Annotated in this window: 17 protein-coding genes and 1 other annotated feature; of the genes, 6 read left to right on the top strand and 11 right to left on the bottom strand. The window is 45.0% G+C overall.

What is annotated here, in order from left to right; all coding sequences use genetic code 11:
- Positions 1-128: 128 nt before the first annotated feature.
- From AB4167_RS07340 to AB4167_RS07330, 3 genes are all read left to right on the top strand, one after another.
- Entirely contained in the window at positions 129-1,088 is a 960-nt protein-coding gene (locus AB4167_RS07340; protein WP_136982013.1) for a TRAP transporter substrate-binding protein, read from the top strand.
- A 67-nt stretch (positions 1,089-1,155) separates the two neighbouring features.
- Positions 1,156-1,635 (top strand): TRAP transporter small permease, encoded by a 480-nt coding sequence (locus AB4167_RS07335; protein WP_004736522.1) that lies wholly within the window; start codon positions 1,156-1,158, stop codon positions 1,633-1,635.
- Between the two features lie 21 nt (positions 1,636-1,656).
- Positions 1,657-2,964 (top strand): TRAP transporter large permease, encoded by a 1,308-nt coding sequence (locus tag AB4167_RS07330; protein WP_010438025.1) that lies wholly within the window; start codon positions 1,657-1,659, stop codon positions 2,962-2,964.
- A gap of 102 nt (positions 2,965-3,066) precedes the next feature.
- On the opposite strand, the gene AB4167_RS07325 is transcribed toward AB4167_RS07330, so the two are convergent.
- The 8 genes from AB4167_RS07325 to AB4167_RS07290 all read right to left on the bottom strand — a co-directional run bounded on the left by AB4167_RS07325 (position 3,067) and on the right by AB4167_RS07290 (position 11,790).
- Positions 3,067-4,386, bottom strand: a complete 1,320-nt coding sequence (locus AB4167_RS07325; protein ID WP_346393668.1) for a dicarboxylate/amino acid:cation symporter — start codon at positions 4,384-4,386, stop codon at positions 3,067-3,069.
- A gap of 311 nt (positions 4,387-4,697) precedes the next feature.
- On the bottom strand, positions 4,698-5,504 hold the full coding sequence (gene trpA / locus AB4167_RS07320) for a tryptophan synthase subunit alpha (RefSeq protein WP_136982012.1): 807 nt from the start codon (positions 5,502-5,504) through the stop codon (positions 4,698-4,700).
- A complete protein-coding gene (gene trpB / locus AB4167_RS07315) occupies positions 5,504-6,694 on the bottom strand; it encodes a tryptophan synthase subunit beta (RefSeq protein ID WP_060982409.1) in 1,191 nt (396 codons plus the stop codon). Before trpB ends, trpA begins: the two co-directional genes overlap by 1 nt.
- 131 nt (positions 6,695-6,825) lie before the next feature.
- A complete protein-coding gene (gene trpCF / locus AB4167_RS07310) occupies positions 6,826-8,265 on the bottom strand; it encodes a bifunctional indole-3-glycerol-phosphate synthase TrpC/phosphoribosylanthranilate isomerase TrpF (protein WP_136982011.1) in 1,440 nt (479 codons plus the stop codon).
- 25 nt (positions 8,266-8,290) lie between these two features.
- Positions 8,291-9,286 carry an anthranilate phosphoribosyltransferase gene (gene trpD, locus AB4167_RS07305; protein ID WP_136982010.1) on the bottom strand — a complete coding sequence of 332 codons (996 nt, stop codon included), beginning with the start codon at positions 9,284-9,286 and terminating at the stop codon, positions 8,291-8,293.
- 9 nt (positions 9,287-9,295) lie between these two features.
- Complete coding sequence (locus tag AB4167_RS07300) at positions 9,296-9,886, bottom strand: aminodeoxychorismate/anthranilate synthase component II (RefSeq protein WP_010438041.1); 591 nt, start codon at positions 9,884-9,886, stop codon at positions 9,296-9,298.
- A gap of 2 nt (positions 9,887-9,888) precedes the next feature.
- Positions 9,889-11,478, bottom strand: a complete 1,590-nt coding sequence (locus AB4167_RS07295) for an anthranilate synthase component 1 (protein WP_017063545.1) — start codon at positions 11,476-11,478, stop codon at positions 9,889-9,891.
- A 125-nt stretch (positions 11,479-11,603) separates the two neighbouring features.
- Positions 11,604-11,718 (bottom strand) — a sequence feature (Trp leader region).
- Positions 11,665-11,790 (bottom strand): trp operon leader peptide, encoded by a 126-nt coding sequence (locus AB4167_RS07290; protein ID WP_009848753.1) that lies wholly within the window; start codon positions 11,788-11,790, stop codon positions 11,665-11,667. Its footprint overlaps the feature before it by 54 nt.
- 120 nt (positions 11,791-11,910) lie before the next feature.
- On the opposite strand from AB4167_RS07290, the gene rnm reads away from it, so the two are divergent.
- The 3 genes from rnm (at position 11,911) to rluB (ending at position 14,642) form a co-directional block, all read left to right on the top strand.
- The gene (gene rnm, locus AB4167_RS07285) at positions 11,911-12,765 is read left to right on the top strand and encodes an RNase RNM (protein ID WP_136982008.1); all 855 of its coding nucleotides are present in this window, start codon (positions 11,911-11,913) and stop codon (positions 12,763-12,765) included.
- Positions 12,766-12,827: 62 nt separating this feature from the next.
- Entirely contained in the window at positions 12,828-13,448 is a 621-nt protein-coding gene (locus AB4167_RS07280) for an L-threonylcarbamoyladenylate synthase (protein ID WP_009848751.1), read from the top strand.
- A gap of 159 nt (positions 13,449-13,607) precedes the next feature.
- Positions 13,608-14,642 (top strand): 23S rRNA pseudouridine(2605) synthase RluB, encoded by a 1,035-nt coding sequence (gene rluB / locus AB4167_RS07275; RefSeq protein ID WP_017055112.1) that lies wholly within the window; start codon positions 13,608-13,610, stop codon positions 14,640-14,642.
- A 227-nt stretch (positions 14,643-14,869) separates the two neighbouring features.
- Here rluB and AB4167_RS07270 read toward each other — a convergent pair whose 3' ends face one another.
- The 3 genes from AB4167_RS07270 to yeiP form a co-directional block, all read right to left on the bottom strand.
- Entirely contained in the window at positions 14,870-15,352 is a 483-nt protein-coding gene (locus AB4167_RS07270; protein WP_017061495.1) for an RNA methyltransferase, read from the bottom strand.
- A gap of 147 nt (positions 15,353-15,499) precedes the next feature.
- On the bottom strand, positions 15,500-15,829 hold the full coding sequence (locus AB4167_RS07265) for an HI1450 family dsDNA-mimic protein (protein WP_004741258.1): 330 nt from the start codon (positions 15,827-15,829) through the stop codon (positions 15,500-15,502).
- Between the two features lie 10 nt (positions 15,830-15,839).
- Positions 15,840-16,409 carry an elongation factor P-like protein YeiP gene (yeiP, locus tag AB4167_RS07260; RefSeq protein WP_136982006.1) on the bottom strand — a complete coding sequence of 190 codons (570 nt, stop codon included), beginning with the start codon at positions 16,407-16,409 and terminating at the stop codon, positions 15,840-15,842.
- Positions 16,410-16,426: the final 17 nt, after the last annotated feature.

Here is a 16,426-nt window from a genome sequence, read left to right as displayed (position 1 = left end):
AGGGTAAGAATATTGTAATGAAACGTTACTGCTATGAGCGATGTGCAATTGAACGTTAGATTTCAAACTTAGCTATAGCGTTGCATATAGAAACTGTACCTCTTACAAAATGGATTCTGGAGAAGAACATGAAAAAACACCTACTGACGATTGCAGCAGCATCAATTCTGATGGCATTTGGCGCTCAAGCAAAAACTTTGACGTTAGGGCATGCAATGTCATTAGAAAGCGCAGCTCACCAAGGCATGGTGATCATGGCTGATAAAGTTAAAGAAAAATCGAATGGTGAACTTACGATTAAGATCTTTCCAAACGGTCAATTAGGCTCTGAACGTGACCAAGCGGAGCAAGTTGTTACTGGCGCGATTGATATGGCCAAAATCAATGGTGGGTTAGCCGAATCTTTTGAACCAACTTTTAAGGTTAATGCACTGCCTTTCTTATTCCGTGACGTTCCACATATGAGAACCTTCATGCGAAGTGAAGCTGCACAAGAGATGTTGCTTTCAAGTGAAGGTAAAGGCTTCATCGGTCTTACATTCTATGATTCAGGCACACGTAGCTTCTACGCTAAGAAAGCCATCAACTCACCAGCTGATCTCGCTGGCATGAAAGTTCGAGTTCCTGGCTCCCCGACCATGATGGAAATGGTCAACCTACTTGGTGGCAAAGCAACGCCTGTACCTTTCAATGAGGTATACACGGCATTGCAACAAGGTGTAATTGACGGTGCTGAAAATAATATTTCTAGCTTAGTTGAAATGAAACACAGCGAAGTTGCCAAATTTTACTCTATGGACCAGCACATGATGACGCCTGACGTGATCATCATTTCTGAATACAAATGGGGTACTTTAACGGCTAACGAGCAAAAAATCTTAAAAGAAGCTGCAGCTGAGTCTCTTGAAGAGCAGATCAAAATCTGGGATGCAACAGATGACATGAACAAAGAGAAAGGAATGAAAGAAGGTGTCACGTTTGTTGAAGTTGATAAAGCCCCTTTCCGTGCAGCTGTTAAACCTATGATTGATGAGGCGAAAAAAGATCCAAAACTAGCTCCATTCATTGAAAAAATTGAAGCTCTTTAATCAGTCTTAGTGAAAATATAATTTTGCCTTGGCTTTGCTAAGGCAAAATTTTTTGAGGTATCACACCATGTTAGCAACTTTCAGAAACCTACTTGATAGGCTGATTCTTTTTGTCTCTTCTTTTGCACTAATGTTACTTGTCGTTACTGTCACTTGGCAGGTCTTTAGTCGTTATGTTTTGAATGATCCAAGTAACTGGACTGATGAACTTGCTCGTTATGCGATGGTATGGCTTGGCTTATTAGGAGCAAGCTACTTATTCGGTATCAAAGGACACTTAGCAATAACGTTATTGGATGGTTATCTTAAGGGTAAAGCACATATCGCATTACATGTACTCATCAATATCATTTCTGGCGCATTTGTATTTCTAGCAATGCTTCAAGGTGGCATCGCCCTAATGGGAAGAACCACACAACAACTCTCTCCAGCACTGCAATTACCGATGTCGACGGTGTATTCAATATTGCCGATTTCAGCCGTTATTATCCTCATTTATTTGGTCATGAATACGTTTGATCTTTTTTGTGAACCCAACAAAAAATAAGTTTTAAAAGGACTCTATATTATGGATTTGTCCATTGGTGTTTGGCTGCTAGGCCTATTCTTATTCATGATCGCGATAAGCATGCCGATTGCGATTGCAATTGCCATGTCATCTTTAACCATCATGTATTTCATCTTACCGTTTGAAGTCGCCAGTATTACTGCGGGTCAAAAAATCATTACCGGTATTGATAGTTTCAGTTTATTAGCCATCCCTTTCTTTATCCTCGCGGGGAATATAATGAATGTAGGTGGCATCGCGAGTCGACTCATCAACCTTGCAAAGCTCTTGGTTGGTTGGATCCCGGGCTCACTTTTTCACGTGAACATCTTCGCCAATATGATGTTTGGCGCCGTTTCAGGATCAGCCGTTGCAGCAGCAGCTGCGGTTGGTAAAACCTTAGGCCCAGAATTAGAAAAAGATGGTTATGATAAAAACTTAGCAACAGCAGTAAACGTTGCATCTTGCCCGGCAGGCTTATTAATACCGCCGAGTAATTCACTGATCGTATTTTCAGTGGTATCGGGTGGAACATCCGTTGCGGCGTTGTTTATCGCAGGGTATGTCCCAGGTATTCTAATGGGCTTAAGTTGTATGGTCGTCGCCTATTTCATCGCTAAAAAGAAGGGCTACAAAACAAGTGCGAATGACGGCTTCACAACGAAAGATGTGCTGAATATTGTTTGGCAAGCAACACCAAGCTTAGGGCTTATTGTTGTTGTTATTGGCGGTATTATTGGTGGTATATTCACTGCAACAGAAGGGGCATGTATAGCGGTTCTATACTCTTTTATACTGTCACTCTGTTACCGAACCCTCAAATGGGCACACTTTCCGATAATTTGTAGAGAAACGGTTCAGGTTACTGGCATTATGCTGTTCTTGATTGGTGCTTCTACCATTATGTCATGGGCAATGGCGTTTACCGGTCTACCAACCATGATCAGTGATTGGATGCTCTCTATTTCAGACAATCCAATTATCATCTTTATTCTGATGAACCTGATTCTACTGATTGTGGGTATGTTTATGGACCTTACGCCAGCCGTATTGATCTTTACCCCTATCTTTATGCCGATTGCTGAGCATTTAGGCATGCATCCAATTCACTTCGCGATGATGATTATCTTCAACTTATGTATTGGCATTGCAACGCCACCCGTTGGTACGGCGCTATTTGTGGGTTGTAGTGTCAGTGGCTCTAAGATTGAAAACGTTATAAGAAGTATCATGCCGTTTTGTGCCGTATTGATCGTCACACTGTTGGCCATTACTTTTATTCCTGAAATTAGTTTGGCTCTGCCTCGTGCGTTTGGACTCATCAATTAGCCTGACAAGGGTAAGATTTATGGAATCAATATCGATCATTACCTAATAAAAAAACCGCCTCATGAAGGCGGTTTTATTTATCAATCAAACTGAAGCTTAATATTACGCTTGCTGTTTTTGTAGCTCAGCTTCTTTCGCTTCGTCTTCGATTAGAGAATCAACGATGACTGCACATGCTGCATCACCAGTGATGTTTAGAGCAGTACGGATCATGTCGAAGATACGGTCTAGAGCGAACAACAGAGGTAGACCTTCAATAGGGATACCAGCTGCTAGAAGAACCGCAACCACTAGGAAAGAAGGACCTGGAACACCTGCTTGACCAACTGCGCCTAGAGTCGACGTTACGATGATAGCAATGTAAGCGCCCATAGACAGGTCGATGTTGAACAGCTGTGCGAAGAAGATAGCAACTAGGCCGTAGTAAATTGCGTTACCAGACATGTTGATCGTCGCACCAAGTGGCAGAACGAATGAAGCCGTAGAGTTACGAACGCCAAGTTCTTTCTCTACCGTTTCCATTGTTACTGGCAGTGTCGCCATTGAAGAGGCTGTTGATAGTGCAACCGCTTGAGGCTTCTTCATTGCCACTAGGAACTTCTTAGCAGAAGTCTTAGTGAAGATTTGAATCATTAGCGGGTAAGCAACAAAGCCGAAGATCAGAATCGCAGCGATGTAGACAACGAACAGTTTGAACACAACCATAAGTGCGCCAAAGCCGAATGTACCCACAGCTTCTGCCATTAGGCCGAATACGCCAAGTGGTGCAATGATCATAACCTTGTTGATCATCCAAACCATAGCGTCAACAATCGCGTTTACGCCATTGATGATAGGGTCACGTTTCTCTTTCGCTTGTTTAGAAATCGCAATACCGAAGAATAAGCAGAAAACTAGAATTTGCAGAATGTTTGCTTCATTCAGTGATTGGAAAACGTTGGTCGGGATCATGCCTGTGATGGTTGCCCAGAACGTTGGAAGTTCACCTTTCGCAGCGTATTCAGAAGAGAACATGCCTTCAACGCCAGAAACATCGATACCACGACCTGGTTCGAATATTTCACCCATTACTAGCGCTAGTGCTACAGCAAGTGCAGACGTTAGTGCAAAGTAACCTAGAGTGGTCACGCCCACTTTACCTGCTGATGAGCTGTTGCCTAGACCAGCAGCACCTGAAATTAGGGCAACCGCGACTAGAGGGATAACCAGCATCTTGATCAAATTGATGAAGATAGCACCCAGTGGAGCGAACATAGTTGCGCTGTCACCCATCATCGCACCGACTAGGGTACCGATGATCATTGCAATAACGACTTGAACGCCGATGTTGCTTAGTAAACTCTTTTCTTTTAACACTTCCATAACCTCTGTGCTACTAAATATAAAAATCCCAGAACTACTCACCAATGTACGATGTACCATTGGATTAATATTTCGCGAGAAGTTTTACACGTATCTTTTACATTTATCAATATGAGCAGAGATGAAAGAACACCAAAAAGCAGTAATCAAATGTCATTTGATGATTTTTCACACTAAAGCAAACGTTTGCTTTTTTGATTTGTCATTATTTTTATAAATGGTGGTGATGTTTTGGTGGGGTATTATAGGTGTGCTACAGGTTTGTATGAGGTGTTGTTTTTATCAGAAATTTAACAATTGAGAGGGTTTGGACGTGTTCTCGGAGAAAAACTCCCACAGCGCTAATTATCGCACTAGTGGGAGCCTATTTATTATTTTTGCGTTGCCGCTTTCATTGGCGTAACAAACTCAGCAAGTGCTTTAAGCATTGCTTCTGGTTGTTCAACGTTGTTTTCAATGATTTTCACAACCGCAGAGCCAGAGATAGCACCAGCAGCGCCAGCTTCGATGGCTTCTTTTACTTGCTCAGGAGCAGAGATACCGAAACCAAGCAGTGCTGGTGGCGCATCAAACTTGTTCAAACGGTCAAGTAGGGCTGTCACAGGCATGTTTGCTTTGGTTTCTGCACCCGTTACGCCAGCACGAGAAAGTAGGTAAGTGTAACCACCACCTAGCTCAGAAACCGATTGAAGCGTCTCATCACTTGCTGTTGGTGGAGCAATAAAGATTGGGTGAATACCAAACTTCTTAGCTGCAGCAACAAACTCGCCACTCTCGTTGGTTGGTACATCAGCAATCAATACTGAATCGATACCTGCATTCGCACAACGCTCGTAGAAGTTCTCGATACCACGTGCGTACACCAAGTTTGCGTACATCAGTAGGCCGATTGGTAGCTCTGGGTATTTAGCACGAATTTGACCAATAAGATCAAAACACACATCTGGCGTTACTTTTGAATCTAACGCACGAATGTTTGCACCTTGGATTGTCGGGCCATCTGCAAGCGGATCGGAGAATGGAATACCAAGCTCAAGTGCATCTGCACCCGCTTCAACCAAAGTTTCCATGATCTTAAGCGATTGCTCAGGGTTAGGATCGCCAACTGTTACGAATGGTACGAATGCGCCCTGATTCTTTTCAGCTAAGCGAGTGAAGAGTGATTGATAGCGATCCATTATAATGCTCCTTTCTCTTTAAGAATGTCGTGTACAGAGAAAATGTCTTTGTCACCACGGCCAGATAAGTTAACGACTAATAGCTGTTCTTTCTCTGGATCATCGTGAGCCATTTTGATTGCATGAGCCAAAGCATGAGATGACTCTAGCGCTGCGATAATACCTTCGTTACGTGCGATAGCTTGGAAAGCTTCTAGTGCTTCGTCATCGGTTACGTTGTCGTATTCAGCACGGCCAATAGCATTTAGGTGCGCGTGTTGAGGGCCAACTGATGGGAAGTCTAGACCCGCAGATACAGAGTAAGACTCTTCTACTTGACCATTCTCATCTTGCATCAGTGGTGCTTTCATACCGAAGAAGATACCAGTTTTACCGTGTTTAAGCGGCGCGCCGTGTTGGTCGGTATCAATACCTTTACCAGCAGGCTCTACACCGATTAGGCGTACAGACTCTTCTTCAATGAAATCCGCGAACATACCGATAGCGTTTGAACCACCGCCGACACACGCGATAACTGCATCAGGAAGGCGACCTTCACGAGCTAGAATTTGGTTCTTCGTTTCTTCACCAATCATGCGTTGGAAATCACGAACAATCGTTGGGAATGGGTGAGGGCCCGCTGCAGTACCCAATAGGTAGTGCGCGTCTTCATAAGTTGCCGACCAGTCACGTAGCGCTTCGTTACATGCATCTTTTAGCGTTGAAGAGCCAGAATGAACAGGGATAACCTCTGCGCCCATTAGCTTCATACGGAACACGTTCGGGCTTTGACGTTCAACGTCTTTCGCACCCATGTATACACGACACTTAAGACCTAGTAGAGCACACGCTAGAGCCGTTGCCACACCGTGTTGGCCTGCCCCAGTTTCAGCGATGATTTCCTGCTTACCCATACGTTTTGCTAGCAATGCTTGACCAAGTACTTGGTTTGTCTTGTGGGCGCCACCGTGAAGTAGATCTTCACGCTTAAGGTACAGTTTGGTTTTTGTGCCTTTAGTTAGGTTACGAGTCAACGTTAGTGCCGTTGGACGACCAGCGTACTCTTGAAGAAGCGTCATGAATTCGCTGCGGAACTCAGGATCGGCTTGTGCATCGATAAATGCTTGTTCAAGTTGGTCTAGTGCTGGCACTAGGATCTGCGGTACGTATTGACCACCGTATTCACCAAAGTAGGCATCGAGTTTAGCCATTGTGTTATTCCTTCAATTCTACTGATGTGTATTCACACCAAGTCATTTAATCTTGTTTGAGCTTCGCAAAAGGCAAAGCTCACAAATATGTTTTTAGTTTCTGCTTTCTAATTTCTAGCGCCGAGTTTGGACTAGTAATTGCGAATCGCTGCAAAAGCACGTTGCAGTTTGTCTGCGTCTTTTTTTCCTGGAGCGGATTCAACGCCAGAGTTTAGGTCTAATCCTAAGCAACCCAACTTAGCGGCTTGGTTAGCATTTTCTGGGTTTAGGCCACCCGCCAACATGATTGTGCTTTGGTTGTTGATTAGGTTCCAATCGAACACTTGGCCTGTGCCACCAGTTTGAGAACCCACTTTAGTATCTAGCAGGTGACGAGTCACGTTGCTTTCCAGTAATTCTGGTAGCGAGCTCTCAGCATCGGGAGCAACACCGTAAGCTTTCCAAATCTCAACGCTTTCAGGTAGTGACTGTTTTAGCTCATCGACAAACGCTTGAGACTCATCACCGTGCAATTGCACAGCGAACAGGCCTAGCTCAGAAACCGTTTTCGCAACGTCAGTAACGCTGTGGTTTTGGAACACACCCACGTAGTTCAAAGGTGCGCCGCTCATAGTCAAACGAGCCGCTTCGATATCCACATGACGCTTAGATGCTTCAACGAATATCAGACCACCGAATACCGCACCAGCTTGATAAGCCTTTGCTGCATCGTCAGAGTGAGTTAAACCACACACCTTGTTTTCACCCAGTGTTACTTTGCGTACCGCAAGCTCGAGGTTCTTCTCTGCCATTAGAGAGCTACCGATTAGGAAGCCATCTGCAAACGTTGAAAGGTCACGAACTTGTTGATGTGTGTAGATGCCAGACTCTGAAATCACAACTGCGTTTGGAGCCAGTTCGCGAATCAGCGGCGCCAACTCTTTAGTACGGTTCAAATCAGTCGAAAGGTCACGAAGATTACGGTTGTTAATGCCGATCACCTTAGCGTTTAGAGCGACTGCACGGTGAAGCTCTTCTTCGTTGCTGACTTCGGTCAATACACCCATGTTGAGTGAGTGAGCGACTTCCGCCAGCGCTTTGTACTCTTCGTCATCTAATACCGATAGCATTAACAAGATAGCATCAGCTGAGTAATGACGAGCTAGATACACTTGGTAGGTATCAACCATGAAGTCTTTACACAGGATAGGCTGCTTAGCAATGCTGCGAACTTTAGGTAAAAACTCAAAGTCACCTTGGAAGTACTTCTCGTCTGTCAGCACAGAAATCGCGTTTGCGTGGTTGTTGTAAACAGAAGCAATGTAGTCGAGGTCAAACTCGTCACGGATTAAACCTTTTGACGGAGAGGCCTTTTTACATTCAGTGATGAAAACCGTTTGTTCTCCGCTCAGAGCGTCATAAAAGCTGCGGTCTGTTGCAGTTAGTGACGCTTTAAACTCGTCTAATGGTTGAGTCTGCTTACGTGCTTCAACCCATTGGTATTTATCACGAACGATTTTTGCTAATACTTCCGCCATTTCAGCTTCTTTGACTGAAACGTGGGTCGACAGTTTATCGGTAGTCTGTGTCATGTTCTTTGTCTCGATTCGTCGTTCGTTAGGCGTGTGCAGCAAGCTTTTGTACAAGCTCGTATGCTTTGCCAGAGTTCATCGCGTCAATTGCTTGCTGTGCGTTGGCTTTTAGGTCTTCGTGACCAAACAGACGCATCAGTAGAGCAACGTTGACTGCCACTGCGCCAACTTGAGCATCAGTGCCTTTACCCGTCAGGATATCGGTTGTGATGGCTTTGTTCTCTTCTGGCTCGCCGCCCTTGATTGCTTCAAGAGGGTGAGTGTTCAGGCCAAAGTCTGCCGGTGTCACTGTGTACTCGTGAATTTTGCCATCTTTAATTTCAGCAACGATTGTCTCGCCATGAATAGCCACTTCATCAAGGCCACTACCATGCACAACGGCAGCACGCTTAATACCCATTTGCAGCATGGTTTCCGCGATAGGGCGGACGAGCTCTTTGCTGTAAACACCCATTAACTCGATATTAGGGCGAGCAGGGTTAATCAGTGGACCAAGGATGTTGAAGATAGTGCGCGTTTTCATCGTCTGACGAACAGGCATCGCGTGACGTACACCGACGTGATATTGCGGAGCAAATAGGAATGCTACGCCAAGCTCGTCGACTGCAGTACGAGTGTCTTCTGCTGTCATCGCTAGGTTAATACCGAACGAATCCAGTAGGTCAGAAGAGCCTGATTTGCTCGATACGCTGCGGTTACCGTGCTTCGCGACTTTTAAGCCACACGCTGCGGCAACAAATGCAGAAGTCGTCGAGATATTGATGGTGTTGTGACCGTCGCCACCTGTACCTACGATGTCTGCGAAATCGTAATCAGGGCGCGGGAACGGGTTTGCATTCGCAAGTAGTGCTTTTGCTGCGCCTGCAATTTCATCGGGCGTTTCGCCTTTGATTTTCAGTGCAGTTAGCGCAGAAGCCATCAAGATTGGGTCTAGTTCACCCTTGATGATCACATCAAATAACTGTTGGCTTTCTTCTTGAGTAAGAGACTGCTGTTCGTAAAGTTTATTAATCTGTTCCATGATCGTTTCCTATATCGTCTTTTTCTCAAGAGCCCATTCGATAGCGTTTGCTAGAAGCGTTGCACCGTAGGTCGTCATAATTGATTCAGGGTGGAATTGGAATCCACACACCTTGTCTTGTTCTTGAACCACAGACATCACCAAATCATCTACTTCAGCGGTCACCGTTAGGCTATCAGATACATGCGTTGCCACTAAAGAGTGGTAGCGAGCGATAGCCAATGGCGAAGGTAAGCCTTGGTAAGTCGCATGGTTTTGGTGTTCCATCATCGACACTTTACCATGAATGATTTCGCCAGCGCCTGCAACGGTGCCGCCATAGGCTTCAACAATCGCTTGGTGGCCTAAGCAAATACCAATCATTGGCACTTTACCTTTTAGAAGCTGAATCAGCTCTGGCATACAGCCCGCATCTGCTGGAGCGCCAGGGCCTGGCGAAAGCAGTGCAACAGGGTTGTCTAGTTCGTTGATCGCCGCTTCAACTACTTTTGCAGGAATGTTGTTACGGTAAATTTTTACGCTGTGACCTAATGAACGAAACTGGTCTACAAGGTTGTAAGTGAACGAGTCGAAGTTATCGATGAATACAATATCAGCCATGATTACGACTCCTTCTTATTTGTTAGGTTCTTAGTATGAGCTGCTTGAATCGCTGAGATAACCGCTTGTGCTTTGCCGCGAGTTTCATCGGCTTCTGCTTGTGGGTCTGAATCGAATACCACACCAGCGCCAGCTTGTACTTGTGCTACGCCATCTTCAACGTAAGCAGAGCGAATTACGATACAAGTATCTAGAGTCCCTTCACCGGTTAGATAACCGACTGCACCACCGTAGCTACCACGACGCGTTTTTTCTACGTCACGAATAAGCTGCATTGCGCGGATTTTTGGTGCGCCCGTTAGCGTGCCCATGTTCATACAAGCTTGGTAAGCGTGCAGAGCATCTAAGTCTTCACGGAGCTGACCAACAACACGAGAAACCAAGTGCATTACATGGCTGTAGCGGTCTACTTTCAGTAAGTCTGCTACGTGGCGAGTGCCAGCTTCGGCAATACGTGCCACATCGTTACGCGCTAGGTCAACTAGCATCATGTGCTCGGCGTTTTCTTTCTTGTCGGTACGCAGTTCAAGCTCGATACGGCTGTCTAGGTCGAAATCGATTTGACCGTCAGGGCGCTTACCACGACGACGAGTACCAGCAATCGGGTAGATCTCGATTTGGTTGGTTTCTGTCTCGTATTTCAGCGCGCTTTCTGGAGATGCACCGAACAGAGTAAACAGCTCGTCTTGCATGTAGAACATGTAAGGGCTTGGGTTGCTTTGTTTGAGTTCTTTATAAGCCGCCAGTGGGGCAGGGCAAGGTAGAGTGAAGCGGCGTGAAGGTACTACTTGGAATACATCGCCTTTAACTACGTACTCTTTTAAATCACGAACCGTTTGGCAGAAGTCTTCATCTGAAACGCTAGGTACAGCTTCAACGTTGTCTAACGGCGTTACTTCAGTGATGGCTTTCAGGGACTGACACTGAGTTTGAATGTCGGCTAGACGGTCAGTTAATTGCGCTTTGATGTTGTCATCTTGAGCAAATAAGCTCGCGTGAAGTAGGCCTTCGTTCTCTTGGTGATCGAAACGCAATAGTGTTTCAGCTACGTAGAATACAAAGTCAGGACAATTGTTGGTTGCTTCAGCATCACCTAGTGGCTCAAAGTTTGCCACGATGTCGTAAGCGAATAAGCCCGCCATGAATAATGCGTGTTTGTTATCCGCGTCTTGCTCAAAGCTGTGCTGAACCAAACGCAGTGCATCGAATGAAGAGGCTTCTCTTAAACGTGAGTCTTCGTCTAATTCGTTGCTTGGTTCGATAAAAGTCAGCGTCAAAACGTTATCAGTAAGGTCAGATTTAATTTCTGCTTTCACGTTTTGAGTGAGATGTTCGATAAGCGCTTGACCGTTTTCAGTCAATGCTTGAAAGGTTACTTCATGTCCGCGACATACGATGCGAACAGCAGAGTCGATAAGGAGTAGGCTTGTCAGGTTCTGTTTAGATTCAATCTCGGCAGATTCCAACAAAAGACTATCAGTTTTGTTTTCACACAAAGTATGAAAAACGCTGGTTGGATCTTGCGAGTAAGGAACTGAAGAATTGATGACCTCAATGGTTCCCAGCTTTTTGATTTCAATGGCCTTGTTCACAAGACCTCCTTTATGATTCTTTAAATTTCCTGCCGTACATAGTCGCATAAAGATACCTTTCACCCAATCTAGAATATGGTCAATTCGATGATTTGTTAGTCAGTTGAATGTGAGATGTTCGACAAATTAAAAAGCCCGCTATTAAAGCGGGCTTAGTGATAACTTTTTTATAAACAAACTGTTTAATTAGAAGTACACGTTAGCCCACCAAGAACTTGTCCAAGTGCGCCACCAATTAAGCTCTGAACTTGCTTCTACTGAAGAAAGTTCTAAAACTTTATCTTTATGGTTTTGGTTAAATTCTTGTAACATGGTGAACCTATCAAATGTGATACTTCGTATTTGTGTACTAGTTAACTAGTTTTCTGCTTGCGGGTCAAGTGTGTTGGCACAAATATAACGATAAAAATTGAAAACAATGAAAAAGAATATATGAGAATTGATCTACATAGTCATACAACAGCCTCAGATGGCCGACTTACTCCACCTGAGCTAATTGACCGAGCGCTTGGCTTTAACATCGAAGCGCTAGCGATTACAGATCATGACACGACTGATGGGCTTGCTGAAGCACGCAACTATATTGCTGATAACAACCTTCCTATTCAGCTGATCAACGGCATTGAGATTTCGACTGTTTGGCAAAATAAAGATATCCATATTGTTGGGTTAAATGTTGATCCTGAGTCACCAGAGCTTAAAGCGCTCGTTGAGCAACAGAAGCAACACCGTATTGGACGTGCAGAGATGATTGCTCAACGTCTTGAGAAAGCGACTCGTGAAGGGGTGCTAGAAGAAGTTAAATTGATTGCGGGTGATGCGCCTATTACTCGTGCTCACTTTGCTAAGTGGTTAGTCGATAACGGCTACGCAAAAACCATGCAGCAGGTGTTTAAAAAGTTTCTTACTCGCAATAACCCAGGTTATGTGCCGCCAACATGGTGTTCAATGAGTGATGCTGTTACGGCTATTCACGCTGCTGGTGGTCAAGCCGTACTCGCTCACCCTGGGCGATATGGCCTTACAGCCAAGTGGGTTAAGCGCCTACTAGCGGCATTTGTTGAAGCGAAAGGGGATGCGATGGAAGTAGCTCAACCTCAGCAAGCGCAACAAGAAAGACGCACACTCGCGGATTATGCTATACAATACAAACTATTAGCCTCCCAAGGCAGTGATTTCCATTACCCATCTCCGTGGATGGAACTTGGACGCAATCTCTGGCTACCTTCTGGGGTCGAAGAAGTATGGAAAGATTGGGAGTTTCAAACGGTTTCACCATCTGAATAGTCTTTAGGTGAGCCAGCTCCTTCTGATGATAGAGTCGAGAGATTCGATAACGAGGATCAACAATGAGCCAGTTTTTTTATGTACACCCAGATAACCCACAAGCACGCTTAATTACTCAAGCGGTTGCGATTATTCGCAATGGCGGCGTTGTGGTTTATCCAACAGATTCCGGTTATGCGCTGGGCTGTCAGCTTGAAAACAAACAAGCACTTGAACGTATCTGTAAAATTCGTCGCATCGATGACAAGCATAACTTCACCTTGTTATGTCGTGATCTTTCTGAATTATCACTGTATGCACGCGTCGATAACGTGGCTTTCCGTCTACTGAAAGCGCATACACCAGGTGCTTACACGTTTATCTTTAAAGCAACCAAAGAAGTGCCAAAGCGTTTGATGAACGCCAAGCGTAAGACGATTGGTATTCGTGTCCCAGACAACAAGATTGCACTCGACCTGTTGGAAGCGATGGGTGAACCATTGATGTCGACGTCTTTGATTCTGCCGGGTAACGAGACTACGGAGTCGGATCCAGAAGAAATTCGTGACAGCCTAGAGCATGCGGTTGATGTGATTTTGAATGGCGGTTACTTAGGTGAGCAACCGACGACGGTTATTGACTTCAGTGACGATGATGCCGTGGTTCTACGTCGTGGTGCTGGCGATCCTGCACCGTTTGAATAGTCGCTTTACTGATTAACAGTCTGTAACGATACAGCAAACCTGCCACAGTAAATAACAAGTGCTTTTTGGCAGGTTATTTGCGATAATACGCGACCGCGATTTGGTCGCGAAAAATTCATTCGACGTCTGTGAAGACGACAATTAGGTAGAAAAGAGTAAATGAGCGAAAAATTACAGAAGGTTTTAGCGCGAGCTGGTCACGGTTCTCGTCGTGAACTAGAAGGTTTAATCAAATCTGGTCGTGTAAGTGTTAACGGTCAAGTTGCGAAACTGGGCGAACGTCTTGAAGACGAGAACTCAGTGATCCGTATCGATGGCCATACTGTTTCAGGCAAGGCTTCTGAAGAAGTGGTTTGTCGTGTACTTGCTTACTACAAACCTGAAGGTGAGCTTTGTACTCGTCACGATCCTGAAGGCCGCCGTACTGTTTTCGATCGTCTACCTAAGATCCGTGGTTCTCGTTGGATTTCAGTTGGTCGTCTTGATGCAAACACATCAGGCCTTTTGCTTTTCACTACTGATGGTGAGCTTGCAAACCGTCTAATGCACCCAAGCCGTCAGGTTGAGCGTGAGTACCTAGTGCGTGTATTCGGTGAAGTGACTGAGCAGAAAGTTAAAAACGTTACTCGTGGCGTACAACTAGAAGACGGCATGGCTCGTTTTGAAGATGTGGTTTACGCTGGTGGTGAAGGTATGAACCATACTTTCTACGTAGCGATTAACGAAGGTCGTAACCGTGAGGTTCGTCGTCTTTGGGAATCACAAGAAACAACAGTAAGCCGCCTGAAACGTGTACGTTACGGTGATATCTACCTTGATAAGAAACTGCCTCGTGGCGGTTGGAAAGAGCTAGATCTTCAAGAAGTTAACTACTTGCGTGAGCTTGTTGAGCTTAAGCCTGAGAAAGAGACACTGTTGGATCTTGATCCTTCAAACACTTCTCGTAAGCGTGAGCGTTCTCGTAGCCAAAAAATTCGTCGTGCTGTTAAACGTCACGAAGAGCGTGCAAACGCACCAAAAGGCCGTAGCAACCAAACTAAGCGTAAGAAGCCTGCAACTCGCGGTACTACAACACCTGATTCAGGTCGTAGCGCTCCAGCTGCAAACAAAGGCAAACCTCAGGCTAACAAAAGTAAGCCTAAACTGAACAACGGTCGTCCGGCTAAACCAGCTAAGCCAAGAACACGTCAGTAATTACGTAATTTATTGCGCGTAAAGCTTCATTAGCTAAAAGCACTGAATACTAAAAAACCTGCTCATTGAGCAGGTTTTTTTACGTCTAGAAGAAATAAAAGATTCGGGATGCGAGTAATCGAGTATCGAAAACATACTGCCATAATCGGCAGTAAGCATGCTCTTCGCATCTCTTATCTCGTTTACACGTATCTATAAATCTTTTCGCATCTCGTATCTCGTTCTATTTACTTATGATTCGAGAAGTTATCGCCTTTCGCTAATCGGTCGTAAAGCACTACATTCACTGATGCTGCTAGGTTCATGCAGCCGTTGGTCGGAACGTAAATCGTCTCACGACAGAAATCTGTGATCTCTTTCTTTAGCGTGCCATCTTCTGGGCCAAAAATGTAAAACGCACGTGGTGGGTGCTTGTAATCAGGTAGAGGCTTAGCACCTTCAATCAGATCAACAGCAACCGGCACGCAGCCTACTGGAATAATATCTTTCAGCTCTTCAACACCAATCAAAGGCAGGGCTAAGTGCTTTTCTTTGGTATCGGTATGGAATTTTCGCGCATGGTCGTAGCGTGTGCCAGTGTAAAACACAGAGTTGGCGCCGTAGCAGCCAGCTGCTCGCATCACTGAGCCTACGTTTTCTGGCGTCTTTGGGTTAACTAGGCCAATGCAGGCATAGCCTTTTGATTGTGTGTCTGTTTTTGCTTTGGTCATAATCAGTGAATCTAACGTTGATGATGAAAGTGATGAATCACGATGGAAAATAGCGTGATAAAAATAGCCGAGCAATGGGCTCGGCTAACTTTTAACTCGCTTACATGAATACTTGTTTACTCATGCAGATGAGCGTCAACAGCGGTATTAGTCGCGTTTCCACAGCATGTGACAGAACTTATGTTCTGGATCACGGCTGATTAACATGCGAGCAAATACGTCGTCTAGAACGTCATCAGCTTCATTCACAAGACCAATGCGCACTTCAGCGTAGATCTCTTTGTCGACTTCAAAGCCAACATGTTCAACCCAATCATCGCCAGTTTCAACAAGCTCTGCTGCGCCACGATCTTCAAACTGAGCAGTGAAAAGAATCACGTCTGCAGGCTCTAGGTTGTCAGGTGCCATCTCTAGGAAGATGTCGTATGCAGTGTCAATTGCGTCGTCATAAGACATTAGGTCGTTAGCTTCGGTCATAATAAGTATCTTAGCTTGCGCGGTTCATGTATTTACGTTCAGCTGTGTTCACAACAACTTTGTCGCCAGTTGCGATGTATTCAGGCACTTGAATAGTAAGACCTGTAGAAAGACGAGCAGGCTTAGTACGAGCAGACGCTGATGCACCTTTGATTGAAGGATCAGTCTCTTCGATAACTAGTTCAACAGATGTTGGTAGCTCAAGCGTTGCAGCGTTGCCGTCGATAAGGATCGCGTACATGCCTTGAGTTTCTTCGTTGATGAACAGTAGTTCGTCTTCGATTGTTTCACCGTTGAAGATGAATTGTGTGTAATCTTCGTTATCCATGAAGATGTACTCGTTGCCGTCAACGTAAGAGAACATTACTGCACGCTTAGTTACGTCGATAGTTTCAACGATTTCGTCAGCCTTGTGGCGAACTTCAGTTTTAACGCCAGTTGCTACATCGCTACCACGGAAACGGTAAATTTTTTGACCGCCACGGCCACCGGGTGTTGTTACTTCGATATCTTTAACTAGTACTGTTTTACCATCAACGTCGATCGCAAAACCTTTTTTAATTTCACTTGCTCTAGGCATTTTGTGTTTGTCCTTAG

The organism is Vibrio sp. 10N.286.49.E11 (assembly GCF_041469505.1).
Classification (GTDB): domain Bacteria; phylum Pseudomonadota; class Gammaproteobacteria; order Enterobacterales; family Vibrionaceae; genus Vibrio; species Vibrio crassostreae_C.
This window is presented reverse-complemented; position numbering and strand designations above follow the sequence as displayed.

Excerpts from the sequence above, each read along its gene's own strand:
- AB4167_RS07270 (WP_017061495.1), bottom strand. The coding sequence starts at position 15,352 with ATGACCAAAGCAAAAACAGACACACAATCAAAAGGCTATGCCTGCATT.
- rluB (WP_017055112.1), top strand. The coding sequence starts at position 13,608 with ATGAGCGAAAAATTACAGAAGGTTTTAGCGCGAGCTGGTCACGGTTCT.
- trpD (WP_136982010.1), bottom strand. The coding sequence starts at position 9,286 with ATGGAACAGATTAATAAACTTTACGAACAGCAGTCTCTTACTCAAGAA.
- AB4167_RS07280 (WP_009848751.1), top strand. The coding sequence starts at position 12,828 with ATGAGCCAGTTTTTTTATGTACACCCAGATAACCCACAAGCACGCTTA.
- AB4167_RS07265 (WP_004741258.1), bottom strand. The coding sequence starts at position 15,829 with ATGACCGAAGCTAACGACCTAATGTCTTATGACGACGCAATTGACACT.
- AB4167_RS07330 (WP_010438025.1), top strand. The coding sequence starts at position 1,657 with ATGGATTTGTCCATTGGTGTTTGGCTGCTAGGCCTATTCTTATTCATG.
- trpB (WP_060982409.1), bottom strand. The coding sequence starts at position 6,694 with ATGGCTAAACTCGATGCCTACTTTGGTGAATACGGTGGTCAATACGTA.
- AB4167_RS07300 (WP_010438041.1), bottom strand. The coding sequence starts at position 9,886 with ATGGCTGATATTGTATTCATCGATAACTTCGACTCGTTCACTTACAAC.
- AB4167_RS07325 (WP_346393668.1), bottom strand. The coding sequence starts at position 4,386 with ATGGTACATCGTACATTGGTGAGTAGTTCTGGGATTTTTATATTTAGT.
- trpA (WP_136982012.1), bottom strand. The coding sequence starts at position 5,504 with ATGGATCGCTATCAATCACTCTTCACTCGCTTAGCTGAAAAGAATCAG.
- AB4167_RS07335 (WP_004736522.1), top strand. The coding sequence starts at position 1,156 with ATGTTAGCAACTTTCAGAAACCTACTTGATAGGCTGATTCTTTTTGTC.
- AB4167_RS07290 (WP_009848753.1), bottom strand. The coding sequence starts at position 11,790 with ATGTTACAAGAATTTAACCAAAACCATAAAGATAAAGTTTTAGAACTT.
- rnm (WP_136982008.1), top strand. The coding sequence starts at position 11,911 with ATGAGAATTGATCTACATAGTCATACAACAGCCTCAGATGGCCGACTT.
- yeiP (WP_136982006.1), bottom strand. The coding sequence starts at position 16,409 with ATGCCTAGAGCAAGTGAAATTAAAAAAGGTTTTGCGATCGACGTTGAT.
- AB4167_RS07340 (WP_136982013.1), top strand. The coding sequence starts at position 129 with ATGAAAAAACACCTACTGACGATTGCAGCAGCATCAATTCTGATGGCA.
- trpCF (WP_136982011.1), bottom strand. The coding sequence starts at position 8,265 with ATGACACAGACTACCGATAAACTGTCGACCCACGTTTCAGTCAAAGAA.